The sequence below is a fragment of the Chloroflexota bacterium genome, assembly GCA_016197225.1.
Classification (GTDB): Bacteria; Chloroflexota; Anaerolineae; order Anaerolineales; family VGOW01; genus VGOW01.
Genome location: JACPWC010000119.1, coordinates 32365 through 46331 on the forward strand (window position 1 = coordinate 32365; position 13967 = coordinate 46331).

11 protein-coding genes are annotated in these 13967 nt (G+C 59.5%); 4 read left to right on the forward strand and 7 right to left on the reverse strand.

Going from position 1 to position 13967, the window contains the following annotated elements:
* Positions 1–32: 32 nt before the first annotated feature.
* Both HYZ49_20080 and HYZ49_20085 read left to right on the forward strand, forming a co-directional pair.
* Entirely contained in the window at positions 33–2006 is a 1974-nt protein-coding gene (locus HYZ49_20080) for a formate--tetrahydrofolate ligase (protein MBI3244585.1), read from the forward strand.
* 85 nt (positions 2007–2091) lie between these two features.
* Positions 2092–2664 carry a hypothetical protein gene (locus tag HYZ49_20085; protein MBI3244586.1) on the forward strand — a complete coding sequence of 191 codons (573 nt, stop codon included), beginning with the start codon at positions 2092–2094 and terminating at the stop codon, positions 2662–2664.
* Here HYZ49_20085 and HYZ49_20090 read toward each other — a convergent pair.
* The 6 genes from HYZ49_20090 to HYZ49_20115 form a co-directional block, all read right to left on the reverse strand.
* Positions 2655–3386: a molybdenum cofactor guanylyltransferase gene (locus tag HYZ49_20090; GenBank protein MBI3244587.1), complete on the reverse strand. Its 732-nt coding sequence runs from the start codon at positions 3384–3386 to the stop codon at positions 2655–2657. The two genes, HYZ49_20085 and HYZ49_20090, sit on opposite strands and share 10 nt — an antisense overlap.
* Positions 3387–4547, reverse strand: coding sequence for a DUF2029 domain-containing protein (locus HYZ49_20095; GenBank protein ID MBI3244588.1), 1161 nt, complete (start codon positions 4545–4547; stop codon positions 3387–3389). It lies immediately after the preceding gene.
* 44 nt (positions 4548–4591) lie between these two features.
* On the reverse strand, positions 4592–6862 hold the full coding sequence (locus HYZ49_20100) for a hypothetical protein (protein ID MBI3244589.1): 2271 nt from the start codon (positions 6860–6862) through the stop codon (positions 4592–4594).
* Positions 6863–6877: 15 nt separating this feature from the next.
* On the reverse strand, positions 6878–8134 hold the full coding sequence (locus tag HYZ49_20105) for a DUF58 domain-containing protein (protein ID MBI3244590.1): 1257 nt from the start codon (positions 8132–8134) through the stop codon (positions 6878–6880).
* 201 nt (positions 8135–8335) lie between these two features.
* Positions 8336–9259: an AAA family ATPase gene (locus HYZ49_20110; protein MBI3244591.1), complete on the reverse strand. Its 924-nt coding sequence runs from the start codon at positions 9257–9259 to the stop codon at positions 8336–8338.
* Between the two features lie 81 nt (positions 9260–9340).
* Positions 9341–9505, reverse strand: coding sequence for a hypothetical protein (locus tag HYZ49_20115; protein ID MBI3244592.1), 165 nt, complete (start codon positions 9503–9505; stop codon positions 9341–9343).
* Here HYZ49_20115 and HYZ49_20120 point away from each other — a divergent pair.
* Positions 9493–11958 (forward strand): radical SAM protein, encoded by a 2466-nt coding sequence (locus HYZ49_20120; GenBank protein MBI3244593.1) that lies wholly within the window; start codon positions 9493–9495, stop codon positions 11956–11958. The two genes, HYZ49_20115 and HYZ49_20120, sit on opposite strands and share 13 nt — an antisense overlap.
* A gap of 10 nt (positions 11959–11968) precedes the next feature.
* Entirely contained in the window at positions 11969–12289 is a 321-nt protein-coding gene (locus tag HYZ49_20125) for a hypothetical protein (protein MBI3244594.1), read from the forward strand.
* A 221-nt stretch (positions 12290–12510) separates the two neighbouring features.
* Here the strand turns inward: HYZ49_20125 and HYZ49_20130 are convergent, their stop codons facing one another.
* Entirely contained in the window at positions 12511–13863 is a 1353-nt protein-coding gene (locus HYZ49_20130) for a hypothetical protein (protein MBI3244595.1), read from the reverse strand.
* Positions 13864–13967: the final 104 nt, after the last annotated feature.

The window sequence follows — 13967 nt, forward strand, 5'->3', positions numbered from 1 at the left end:
CTGTCATCAAACCCTTTTCTCAGGAGACCCTTATGGCCAAAACAAACAAAAAAGCAAAGGCAAAGGCGAAAACCAAAGCCCCGGCGCGAAAGCCCACCCCAAAACCCGCGCCTAGTTTCAAACCCACCAAACTCAAACTCCTCTCCCCGGTTCCATCCGACATCGAAATTGCCCAGGCCGGCAAACTCAAGCCCATTCTGCAAATTGCCGCCGAAGTCGGCTTGAAAGAAGCCGAGTTGGAAATGTATGGGCCGTACAAAGCCAAAGTGCATTTGAATGTGCGTGACCGCCTGGCCCGGCGCAAGAATGGCAAGTACATTGACGTGACGGCCATCACCCCCACGCCGCTCGGCGAAGGCAAGACCACCACCACCGTCGGCCTCTCGCAGGCGCTGGGCGCGCATCTCGGCCAGAAAGTCTTCACCTGCATTCGCCAGCCCTCGCAAGGCCCCACGTTCGGAATCAAGGGCGGGGCCGCCGGCGGCGGCTACAGCCAGATCATCCCGATGGAAGATTTCAACCTCCATCTCACCGGCGACATCCACGCCATCACCGCCGCTAATAATCTTATGGCCGCCGCGATTGACGCCCGCATGTTCCACGAGCACGAACAGCCCGACGACGAAAAACTGTTCAATGCCTTCTGCCCCAAAGATAAACAAGGCAAACGACATTTTGCGGAAGCCCATTTGCGTCGCATGAAGAGAATCGGCATTGTGGCCGATGACCCTGATCAACTGACTCTTGAACAAAAACGCGCCCTGTTCCGGCTCGACATTGACCCCGCCTCTATCACCTGGAACCGGGTGGTGGACATCAACGACCGGATGTTGCGGCAGATCACCGTCGGCCAGGGGCCGGAAGAAAAAGGCTTCACCCGCACCACCGGCTACGACATCACCGTAGCCAGCGAGATCATGGCCATTCTGGCCCTCACCACTTCGCTCGAGAATATGCGCGAGCAACTGGGACGCATGGTCTTTGGCACCAACAAACGCGGCGAGCCGGTGACGGCTGAAGACCTGGGTGTGGCTGGTGCGCTCACCGTGCTGATGAAAGACGCCATCATGCCCAACCTGATGCAGACTCTCGAAGGCACGCCGGCCTTCGTCCACGCCGGGCCGTTCGCCAACATTGCTCACGGCCAGTCGTCCATCGTCGCCGACCAGATCGCCCTCAAGCTGGCCGACTACGTCGTCACCGAGTCCGGCTTCGGGGCCGACATCGGCATGGAAAAATTCATGGACATCAAGTGCCGCTACTCCGGCCTGACGCCCGACGTGGTGGTGCTGGTGGCCACCGTGCGCGCCCTGAAGATGCACGGCGGCGGGCCGAAGGTGGTGGCCGGCAAACCGCTCGACTTTGCTTACACCAACGAGAATTTGGATCTGCTCCGGGCCGGCCTGCCCAACCTGTTGCGCCACATCAAGAACGCCAAAGGCTACGGCGTGCCGGTGGTGGTGGCCGTCAACTCCTTTGCCACCGACACCGACGCCGAGATCGAAGTGATCCGCCAGGCCGCCGTCGAGGCCGGGGCTGAGGGCGCGTACAAGTGCACCCACTGGATGCACGGCGGCAAGGGCGCGCTCGACCTGGCAAAAGCCGTGATTGCGGCGGCAGAGAAGCCCAAGAACTTCCAGTTCCTCTATCCGCTCGAAGCCGGCGTCAAAGAGAAGATTGAAGCCATCGCTAAATTCTACGGCGCGGACGGCGTGGATTACTCGCCCGAAGCCGAAGCCAAGATCGATCTTTACACCCGTTCCGGCTTCGACAAACTGCCGATCTGCATGGCCAAGACTCACCTCTCGTTCACCGACAAGCCGGAGATCAAAGGCGCGCCGACCGGCTTCCGCATTCCGATCCGCGACGTGCGGGCTTCGGTGGGCGCAGGCTTTATCTATCCGCTCGTCGGCTCCATGCGCACCATGCCCGGCCTGCCCACCCGGCCCGTGTTCTTCGACGTGGATTTGGATTTGGCGACGGGGAAGGTGAAGGGGCTGTTCTAAACAGACAAGGAGACAAGGAAGCACGGAGACAGGGAGAGCGCCATCTCCCTGTCTCCCCTTCTCCTTGTCTCGCAGTCAAGCTGGGATGCGCGCGATTTCCCTCTTCACCCTCTTCGGTCTCAAAACCACCATCTCGCCGTTGGGCATCGTCTGGTTTCTCGGCCTCATCCCGTTCTTTGCGTGGGTGGCGGCGCGTGCTTTGTCGCTTTCGTTTTGGGAGGCGGCGGCTGCCGGGGTGCTCTCGACGCTGGTGATATACGTGTTCGAATGGGTGCACCAGTTGGGCCACGCGCTGGCCGCCCGCCGTGTGGGCTACCCGATGATCGGCGTTCACTGGGGCTGGTGGCTCTCGTCCTCCATTTACCCAAAAGACGAGCCGCCTCTGCCGCCGCGCACGCACATTCAGCGCGCGCTGGGCGGATTCTGGATCAACGTGTTGATTGGCTTACTGCTTACGCCGCTGGCGTTTTACCTGTGGCCGCGCGGCGGTCTCTGGGCCTGGGTGGCCGTGTTCACCGCCGCCTGGAATTTTTTCGTCCTCGGCCTCGGCGCGCTCACGCCGATTGACATCCCCGGTGTGTTCACGATTGACGGAGGCACAATCTGGCGTTACTGGCGCGAGAGTCGACAAACGTCAAACGACAAACGTCAACGGTGATCTTTGACGTTCGCGTGCTTTTCGCGGGCCGTGCCTGACGTTGGCGTAGCCCCCTGTGGGTGTCGTTTGATCTCCCTCTTTTCCCAAATTTCTCTAATCCTTCTCAGTTCTTCCGGCGTGTTGCAATTCAAAAAAGTTAATAGCTCCGGGTCGAACTGCTTGATCTCGTCCTCATCCAGCCAGCGCAGATTCATGTCGGGGAAGAAACTGATGACGCGCATCTTGCCCGCGTCGAGGGCGCGGCGGATTGGCTCGAGGCAGGCTTTGCTATAAACGGCGCGAAAGGGTTCGGCTTCGACCCTTTTCCCCTCCCCTGCCGGGTGCGTTTCCGGCGGGGGAGGGGTTAGGGGTGGGGGCGGGGTGATGCGCGGTACGACGGCGTCGAACTGCGGCGCGAGGGAGATCATGTGTTCAAGCAGGGGGCGGTTGACGAAGGGCATGTCGCAAGCCAGCACCAGCACATAAGGTTGGGCCGCCGCGTGAATGGCGGTGTAGAGTCCACCCAAAGCGCCCTTGTCCGGCAACACATCCTTGAATATTGGCAGGCCGAGGTAGGCGTAACCTTCCGGCGTGTTGGTGATGATGATCTGCTCGCCCAGCCCGGCGGTTCCGGCGATGATGTGCTCGATCATAGGCCGCCCGCCAACTTCCAGCAGGGCTTTGTCGGATCCCATTCGCGTGGACTTGCCGCCGGCGTTGATGGCGACGGTGACGGCGGCCATCTAACCTGTTGTCCTTTCGTTCCCGTAAAGCGTCGAGAACAAGTGGCGGAAAAGAATCGCGATGGCGGCGAGCAAAGCCACCGCCAACAGCGGCAGGGGGACGACTTCGATTTTGAACAGGAAGAGGAAATAGGTGAACAGTGACGTTGTCCCCACGACGAGAGGGATGAAAAAGTAGCGGGGAAAATAAAAGGCAAAGACGATTGACAAGACATCCGCCGCGAAAAAATATCGATCGTGCATCTTGGGCAGGAAGTAGGGCATGATCAAAACAGAGATGGCCGCCAGTTCAATCGTCAGTTCGTTTGTGAGCAACAAGCGGCTTTTGTGGACGATCAACAGCAATAGGAAGACAACGGCGGCGGTCCCGATGACTCCGGCCGGGTAGAGGATGTCGTAGTATTTATTCGAGAACCATTGATAGATGTTGGGGGCGTTCTTTGTCAGGTCATTGTAGAAATCGGCCTGCTTGAAGTAGATGGTGAGCAGATCGGGCAAAGGCCGGCCCAACAGCCACGCCGGCAGAATCGCCGCAATGTAAACGCCCGGAATGATCAGGAAGCGCCTGAGGGAGATGGCGCGTTTTATCAGGAGGGTGAGAAGCAGTGGAGCGAGAAAGACCGCCTGAAGCTTGAAGGCGAAGGCCAGGCCGAAGGCGACGAAGGCCGATGTTTCGCGCCGGGTGAGCAGAAAGTAGAGGCAGGCCAGGAGGCCGGTGGTGTAAATGATGTCCACCTGGCCCCAGAGTGAACTGTTGAGGACGACGGTAGGCGCGAATAGAATCGCGAAAAAGGCAAAGAGCGGCGCCGGGCCGCTCGGGTATTTGAGGCGGACGATTCGATGAACGAAGAAAGCGCAAATGAAATCGAAGGGGATCGAGATCAGCTTGATGGCGAAAACTTTGGGGATGCTGGAGAAGGGGATCGCCATGAGCGCGATCAGGTAGAGATAAAACGGAGTGTAGTTGGCGAAGTCGTATTTCAGCGCGCCGAAGCCGCTGTTGTTTTGGATGAAGTCGTACCAGGGGCTGGTGAAGCTTCGGAAGTCGCCGCTCTCGAAGTTGCGCAGGCTGAAGCGAAGGAGCAGGGCCAACAGCACGCCGAGGGCGAGGATGGCGTGATCTTCGTATTGCTTTAGTCGGCTTAAGCTGAGGCCATTCACGGTCGGGCGCTCTCCTCGAGAAGGAGTGTATCACGGTTAGCGCTTCACTTCTTCATCCGCATCTTCACCACACTTGTAGCCAGCGCCTCCTCCGGCGGTTCGGGTCGGTAGGCGGCGATGTCCACTGCGTCGGCCAGGTCGGCAAATTCGGGGCGCAGAGTGGCGTGCTCTTGCGCGGTTTGGGCCGGGGCACGTTTGGAGCGCAAGCGGCTCTGGGCGCGGCGGTAGGCGTTGAAGATTTTGCGGCGTAGAGGATGATTTTGTAGGCCGCGCGGGCGCGGTGGATGATTCCCTCTCCAGTTGGACCATAGAGTCCACAGCCCCCAGGCGATGGCGGCCAACCCGGCGAACGTGCCGACGACGATCAACGGTTTGGCCGCTACTGCAAAAATGGCCGCGCCGGTTTCCGCAATCGCTCCAATTGGCAGTCTCGGCAAATTCAAATTCTCCCCAAGTCCCGAAAATATCCACGTCTTCACCGGGCCGGTGCGCGGGTCGCCGTTCCAGCCCGGCGTGGGGTCGAACGGAACCCATTCGACGTTTGGGAAATAAACTTCGGCCCAGGCGTGGGCGTCGTTCGCGCGCACTTCGTAGAGGTTGGTAACGGGGTTGTAGTCGCCCGTGCCGTAGCCGGCCACGAGCCGGGCCGGGATGCCGAGACTGCGAAGCATGACGACCAGGGCGCTGACGTATTGCTCGCACACGCCTTCCTTGTCTACGAACAGAAATTGGTCAACAGAGTCCGTGCCGGGTTGTTGCGGCGGCGGGAAGTAGTTGTAAGGATAAGTGTCGCGAAGGTAGTCGCGCAGGATGATGACTTTGTCGTAGGGCGTGAGGGCGTTGCGAGTCAGTTCGAGGGTGAGGTCGCGGGTGCGTTGGGTGACGGTGTCGGGAAGTTGTAAGTAGCGATTAGTAATTGGTAATTGGTAATTGGTTCCGGCGGTGCGGAGGGCTTCGGGCGGGAAGTCCTGGCTGACGGAGACGACGGAGTAGTACATGGGCGGCTTGAGGGCTTCGCCTACGCGGACGCCGCCGGAGTTATCTATAGCAATTTCGTTGGAGGCGATGTAAAGCTCAACCGGTGCGCCGCCCATGAAGACGAGGTTGGGAAGCGGCTGGGCGATGAAGAACGTTTGCACGAATTGCTGGCCGGGCGGCGCGGGCGAGCGCAACAAGAAACGACCCGGCTGAATGTTGTACGAGTACGTTTGGACTTCGCCATCGCCGGTTTGCGACCACGAGCGACCATCGTAAAAATCGTAGCCGTGACTGCGCCAGTAACTCCGCGCTGAACTGCGGACGTACATCATGATTTTGTCGCTGAGACCGCCGCGATAGCTCAAGTCGAGACTGCCCGCGAAGCCGTAATAGTATTCGCCGCTGTCGGTGGACATGCCCTGAATTTGCACCAGCGGCACGGCGGGGTTGATGATCTCGGACGAGGGATTTTGCCGGATGGGAACTTGGAGCGAGATGGGCATGAAGATGGGGCGGCCGGCGAAGTGGGGGGTGAGGAGAAAGACGAGGGCGGTGGCGAGGAAGATGGGGAGGGTGAAGCGAAGAGCGAAGAGAGAAGAGGGAAGAGAGAAGAGAGAGGAGCGAGGAATGTGAAAGCTTGATGTTTTTAGGATGGTTGGGTTGTCCTTCACCCCATCTTCCGAGTCGGCTTGCCAGAAGAAGGCCAGGAAGAGGATGAGGAAGGCGGTGAGGAAGAGGGCGAAGGCGAGATCGCGGCTGAGGGTGGCGGCGACGTAGAGGTTGATGAGGGCCAGGCCGAAGCCTGAATACAGGTTGAGGCGGCTGAACTGTTCGAAGCTGACGATGCCCATCGCCAGCATGGCGAACTGGGCTTGTGGGTAGGGCTGGCCGATGAACAACCCGGCCATCATCCACAGGAAGGCGAGATGAAAGGCGGCGAAGATCGCCACGCGCACGGTAAGGATGGGCTTGTGCTGGATGTGGTAGAGCGCGTAACGATGGCCGAAGATGAGTAGGGCGGCTGAGAGCAAAGCGGCGATCCATACTTGCGAGGTGTAACCGAGCGCCAGCAGGCCGGTAAGCTGTGCACCGAAAGTGAGCCAGCGCAGGCGCAAAGATTTTTCCGGCTCTTTGCGGACGGCGTAGCTCAGGATTTTGAGTTGCAGGCGCGGGAGGTAGAACAGGGCGGCGGCCCCGGCGAACATGATGATGGCCGCCAGCAAGCGCAAGGGCGTAAAGCGAAAGAGAGCTATCGCCAGCCACATCAATCCCATCAGGCTGAAGACGGCGCTGAGGGAATAGCAGAGGAGTTTGGCGGCGCGGTTGAAAAGTGACATCTTCTTTGCCGCGAATTACGCGAATTGCCGCGAATTGGTTGTTGGTAATTCGCGTTCATTAGCGAAATTCGCGGCTGGTGTTTTCGTGTCAGCCAACTTCTGTTCCCAGTCGTCGCCAAACTTGACGAGGCGGGATTCGATTCCGAGCGCGCTCAACTCGTCGGCCAGGGCGCGGGCGGAGGGGCCGCTTGCTGGAAATGACTCGGGGTCGAGGAGGATGGCCAGCACTTCGAGGCCGCGATGGCGAAGGGCGACGAGGGACTCGACGACGGTTGAGTCGGGCCAGGGGAGGAGGACGGCGACGAAGGTTTGGGCGGCGCGGTTGTTAAGTACGTCAACTAATTTGTTTTCGCCAACGGGTTGAACACGGGCCAGATATTCAAGCAGGGCGATGCGAGTCACTGCGCCTGAGGGCGCGGGCCAGGCTGAAGAGTCAGTGGCCAGGTGAACGGGGTAATTTCGCCGCAGGGCGTAGTCGCCGATGCTGGCAACAATTTTGACAGCCCACTCGAACGGCGTGTGCTTGCTTTGAGTTTGCGGGTAAGGGTGGCGAAAAAGGTCGAGGGCGAGAGTCAGGCCGGGCTGGGTTTCGTCGGCGAATTCTTTGCTGGCAAGCTGGCCGGTGCGGGCGGCGGTACGCCAGTGAATGTGGCGGGGCGAGTCGCCACTGCGAAACGGGCGCACGCCGATGATTTCGGTGCCAAGCCCGGCGCGGGGGTGAGAAAGCTGGGCGGCGGGCTGGCGGTCCAACAAACTGAGGCGGCGCAACCGGCGAACTTCGGGGTAGACCAGCACGCGAGTCGGCGCGAGCAGAGTCCGCTTGCGTTGGAAGAATCCGAACGGGGCGCGGGAGGCCAGCTTGAGCGCCGGAAACTCATGCAGGCCACGACGATCTATTGTGACTTCGTAATCGAGTCGAACCGAGCCATTGGCTGGGAGCGAGGGAATGAAGAGTTGGAGAGGCATCGACTCGGCAGGCATGAGCGGGCAGTGCTCGGCGGCGTGGATGAGGGCGGCGTTGGCGCGGCCTGTGTTGCGGAGGGTGAGGCCGACGGTGACGGCGTCACCTTCGTAGAGCGAGATGCCATCTCGCTCTACAGTTCGGTCGGCGGAGATGAGGCGTAGAGCGCCGCGCCCCAGCCACCATGCGGCCAGCACTGTGCCGGCCAGCAGGGCCGACATGACGTACAGCCAGCCGACTTGAGTCTGGTTGGCGAAGAAGTAGAGGGCGAGGGCGGCGAGGAGGAAGGAGGCGGCGCGGGAGGTGGGCATAATAATGACAAATGATGAATGACAAATGATGAATGACACATGACAAATGATGAATGACAAATGACAAATGATGAATGACAAATGACAAATGACAAATGATGAATGACAAATGACAAATGATGAATGACAAATGATGAATGACGAATGACGAATGACAAATGATGAATGACAAATGATGAATGACAAATGACGAAAGGCCGACTACTCTACGGGAACCGGCACTTCGCTCAACACTTGCGCTACAATCTCGCGCGCGGTCTCGGTGCGGCGGTCACGGGCGAGGAGGCGGTGGGGCATGACGGCGTGGGCGGCGGATTTGATGTCGTCGGGGGTGACGAAGGTGCGCTTGCGGATGAGGGCCAACGACTGGGCGCATCTCTGTAGAGCCACGCCGCCGCGCGGGCTGAGGCCGAGCACCGCGTCGGGGTGGGCGCGAGTGGCGGCGGCCACCCGCACGATGTACTCTTTGAGCGGGCGCACCACATCCACAGCGCGGGCGGCGTGTTGCAGAGTCATGATCTCTCCCAGGTCTACCGCCGGTTCGAGTTTGTCGAGCGGGTCGTCGTGCTCTTCGCGCTCCAAAATCATTACTTCGTCTTCGTAACCGGGATAACCCAGACTGAGGGCGACGAGGAAGCGGTCGAGCTGGGCTTCGGGCAGGGGAAACGTGCCGGCCATCTCCACCGGATTCTGGGTGGCGATGATGAAGAACGGTTGGGCCAGAGCGTGGGTGAAGCCGTCACTGGTTACCTGGCCTTCGGCCATGCTCTCCAGCAGACTCGACTGGGTGCGCGGCGAGGCGCGGTTGATCTCGTCCACGAGGACGACGTTGGCGAAGATGGGGCCGGGCGCAAACTCGAAGCGCCCCTCACGCTGGTTGTAGATGGCACTGCCGGTGATGTCGCTTGGTAAAAGGTCGGGTGTGCATTGGATGCGCTTGAACGAGGCATGGATGGAGCGGGCGAGCGCTTTGGCGACAAGAGTCTTGCCCATGCCGGGCACGTCTTCCAACAACACGTGGCCCTGGGCCAACAGCGCCGCCAGAATCAACTCCAGCCTGGCCGGGTCAATGACGACGGCCTGCCGCACCGTGTCCATGAGTCGTTGAATAATGTGGTCAGACATGTCGGGGGTTGATTTGGTATCGAGGGCGAAGGCGAGGTCAGTATACACTTAAAGGCAACCTTTCTTCGGGTGCTATAATGATCAAGGTGGAGGCGCGCATCCCTTGAGATTAAGATAACGCGGGAAGCGTGCCGAGTCGAGATGGCAATCGGTGACGACGGGGAGGCCGCCGGTGACGATGGGCGGCACGAAAGTGCCGAGACGGCTTCCCCGGCGTTTGATGGAGCAGTAAGATGGCTCAGTCACTTGAAGCGCTGTTGGATTCGCTGACGATGGAAGGCACGTTGTACGAGCGCTTGCCCGACAACGCAGTGCGATGTTACGCCTGCGGCCACCGTTGTCTGATCAAGGAAGGCCGGCGCGGCATCTGCCAGGTGCGCTTCAACGAAGGCGGGACACTCAAAGTGCCCTGGGGCTACGTGGGCGCTTTGCAGTGCGACCCGACCGAGAAGAAGCCCTTCTTCCACATTTATCCCGGCTCGGATACGTTGACGTTCGGGATGCTGGGATGTGATTTTCATTGCGCCTACTGTCTCTCGCCAAACACGCATATTGCAACTTCAGAAGGAACAAAGCCGATCGCGTCGCTGTTTGCCGAAGGCCGAACACTTCGACGAGCAGGCGACGAAGAAGTACGCCGCCCCACACGGGAAGTCGCCGTTTACACTCGCACCGGGCAGGCCCGCCGGGTCGAAAAACTTTTCCGCCATCCGTATCGCGGCCAGATGAAACGCATTCGGGCATGGTACCTGCCGCCGCTGGAATGTACACCTGAGCACGAGCTTTTGGCAACGACTGCGCCCTCGGTTTCCCCGCAGTTCGTTCAGTCTGGCCGTCTTACCCCTGACCACCTTTTGGCTGTTCCGAAGCGTTTTGCATTCTCTCATTCTGTCACTGTTAATACTGCCGAGTTGCTCAAGCCGCTGGTCAAGCCTTATCACGTCGAGCACACGATCAATCGCGAAACACTGGCCGAAGTCTTGCAACTATCAGCAGAAGGCTTGTCGTCGCGCGAGATTGGCGGGCGGATTGGGAAAGAGGCCTCTCACGTCCGGCATCTGCGGAGCAAGCTCAATCGCGGCGTTTGGGATTTGGAGCGGCTGGGCAAAGTGAACGCAGGGCTGACGGTTGAAGACGGGTATGTTCGTTTGCCGAAAGAGCACCGGCCCGGCATCCCGTTGGCGCTTGCGTTGGACACGCGGCTTGCCAAACTGCTCGGCTACTACTGCGCCGAAGGCTGTGTCGTTCGCTCGAAAGACAGAGTTCACTCGGCGGTGTTGAATTTCTCTTTCGGTCATCACGAAGAATCGCTAGCCGACGAAGTAATAGGGCTGTTGAACGACGTGTTCGGCGTGCAGGCTCAGAAGGTTTACCGCGAGACAACCGTTGGCGTTGCGGTGAGCAAAGCTTCTATCGCTTTGTGCTTTGAGTCGCTCTGCGGGCACGGGGCGCGAACGAAGCGCGTTCCGCCGCCCCTCTTTGAAGCGCATCGCGAAGTGGCCGATGCGTTTCTGCGGGCTTACGCTGAAGGCGACGGTAGCACTCGCGCCAACGGCCTGACTCAGATTCACACCGTCTCGGAGGAACTTGCTCACGGCGTTGCCTGGCTTGCCCTCAAGCTGGGAATGTTGCCCTCACTCTCCCGCCACCATTTGGGCGATCGCCCAATCCTGGGGCGGCAGGTGAAGGCTTCGCCGTACCAGTATGCCGTCAACTGGTATTTTGGCGAGCATCGCCGCAAGTTTGCCTTTGAAGACGACAACCACTGGTATGTTCGTATTCGGGGAATTGAGACTTTTGATTACGACGGCGATGTTTACAATCTTCAGGTTGAGGGCGAACATTCCTATCTTGCAAATTTGCTGGCAACTCACAACTGCCAGAATTGGCAGACATCACAGACACTGCGAGATGATGTGGCTGGAGCGCCGCCGCAAATTGTGACGCCCCAGGAATTGGTGAACTATGGTTTGCGCGCCGGGGCAAAGCTGGTCGGGTCGTCGTATAACGAGCCGCTCATCACGTCTGAATGGGCGGTGGCGGTGTTCAAAGAGGCGGGCAAACACGGCCTCCAGTGCGTCTACATTTCAAACGGCAACGTCACGCGCGACGCTCTTGAGCACATTCGCCCGTACACGATTGGCTACAAGATCGATCTCAAGTCCATGTCGGATAAACGCTACCGGCAGTTGGGCGGCGTTTTGCGGAACACGCTCGACGGCATCAAGCTGGCGAAGGAGATGGGCTTTTGGGTGGAAGTGGTGACTCTTGTCATCCCCGGCTTCAACGACAGCAACGAGGAGTTGATGGAGGCGGCTCAATATATCGAGTCGGTGTCCCCGGAGATTCCGTGGCACGTCACCGCCTTTCATCCTGATTACAAGATGACGGAACCCGATCCGACTCGCGCTTCGACACTGATCCGCGCCGCCGAGATCGGGCAGGAGGCGGGCTTGCAGTTTGTGTATGCCGGCAACCTGTCGGGGCAGGTGGGTGAGTATGAAAACACCTTTTGCCCGTCCTGCAACCACAAGCTAATTGCTCGCTACGGCTACGTTATTCTCGACTACCAGATCGCCGACGACGGTTGTTGCCCCAACTGCAAGGCGGCCATCCCCGGCATCTGGCCGAAACGCGCCGAAGTGCGGCTGGGGACGACGGGCGATTTGTATCGCCGCGTTCCGCGCCGAGTGCGATAGAATTAAGGGTATGACAGAAGACTTAACCAGCTACACCAAAGTTTTGTTGAGCTACGACATCATTCCTGAAACGCAGGAGTCGTATTACCAGTTCATGCTTGGCGAACTGGTGCCGACGGTTCAGAAGATGGGCCTGGGCATGGCCGAAGCCTGGCACACCGCTGTGGGCGATTATCCGCTGAGGCTGGTGGCCTTTGTGGGCGAGTCGCGGGAGACGGTGGATGAGGTGATGGAGAGCGAGAAGTGGGAAGAGCTTGAGGATCGGCTACAACAGTACGTCACCAACTACACGCGGCGTGTGGTGCCGTTCCGCAACCGGTTTCAATTCTGATTGAAGACTTCAAGGTACAGAAGCCGGAAGACAGCGTCCTCGCTGTCATCTGGCTTCTGTTTTTTTGGCTCTCCCGTTTTTAACGGGAAGTGGGACGCAGACGCAAAGCGCGCGGATGAACGCGGTTTTGTTTTTTATCAGCGAAAATCAGCGCGCAAAGCGTCTGCGTCCTAAAAAATTTTTCACGTTAAATCTGGTAGAGCCGTTTTTTGAAATCCGTTTCACGACGTTGGGGTAGCCGGAACAATAGCCGGAGCGGCATTGGCCGCCCGCCACTGGCGGAAGAGCAACCACATCGCGCCCACGCCCACCAGAGTCACGGCGATGCCGACGAGCCAGCCCAACAGCGGGATCGCGCGGAACAAAACATAGAGCGTCACGCCTGCCACCAGCGGCCACCACTTATTGTCGGGGGCTTGTGGGGCAAAGGCCTTCACAATTACCTTGCCCACAAGATAAGCCACCACCAGTTTACTGCCGTACGACACCAACAGGGTGAAGACGGTGAAGGCCAGGCTGAGGGTGGAGAAGCCCACGCCGAAGATCGTCTGCGAGAGGCCGCCGAGGGTGATGATGCCGAACAGGATGCCCGCCACAAAAATCATCACGCCGATGATGGCCGCCCCAACGTAGCCCACGATCACGACGACCAGCCCCCAGCCCGCCGACGGCAAGAGTTTGGCGCGTGCCTGTTCCGTGGCCGAGGTGAGCAGTGACGGAAGTTTCCACACGGCCAGCGCGCCCAACAGCATGAGCGTCACGAACTCGCGGAGGCGATCAAATATCCAGCCGAAGATGTTGAAGGTAAAACCGGCGCGAGGTTGAGGCCCGGGTGTCTGGCCCGGCTGAGGCGTTTGATAAGCCACGCCGCCTTCAGGCGCAGATTGAATTGCGGTGGCTTGTTCAACTGAACTGGTGTAGGTGAGCTTGCCGCCAATCGCCGCTCCTTCGCTCACCCGCAGTCCGGGCGCGACTGCCTTTGGCATTCCGGACATGAAGGTGAACGGTCTCGATTGGAAACTAGCGTCGGGCGACTCGACTTCGGCCATCACGTCGCCGCCTACCTTGCCATTCAGTTCCAACGCGCTTCCGCCAAACTTCAGGTCGCGCCCGACCTCGCCGTCGAGCAAGGCTTGATAGCCGCCCATCAGCAAGTCGCGGTTGACGACGCTCCCCGACTCGGCCTTGAGGCTGAAGCCGCCGAAGAGCGCGTTGCGCCCGACGCTGGCTTGCGGCCCGAAGGTTAGCGACATTGCGCCTCCGTACACTGAGCCGGTGACCGTGCCGTTGATCTTCACCGTCTGGCCGCCGACGAACAGACTGCCGTTGACCACGCCATTCACTTCCACGTCCGAGCCGCTGGCGAACAAATCTCCGTTCACCGTTCCATCCACGACGACAGTGTTGCCGCCAACGAACAGGTCGTCGTCAACCACTTCGCCGGCTCCGATGGTGACGGTGTCGCCGCCGCGAAAATCAAAGGCGGCGGCCCGGCCGGCGGTTGCGCCGATCAGCAAGAGCATCAGGCTGACGGTCGCAATAAGCCGGACTCTATTTCTACGATTTGTGTGCATATTGCCCTCCTCTGGGAATTGTCCCAATGAATAAGACAGGCGGGCGGGGTGAAAGTTTCAGGAGAAAAAAGCGCCCTGGTTCTCAAACACAACCAGGGCGCTAA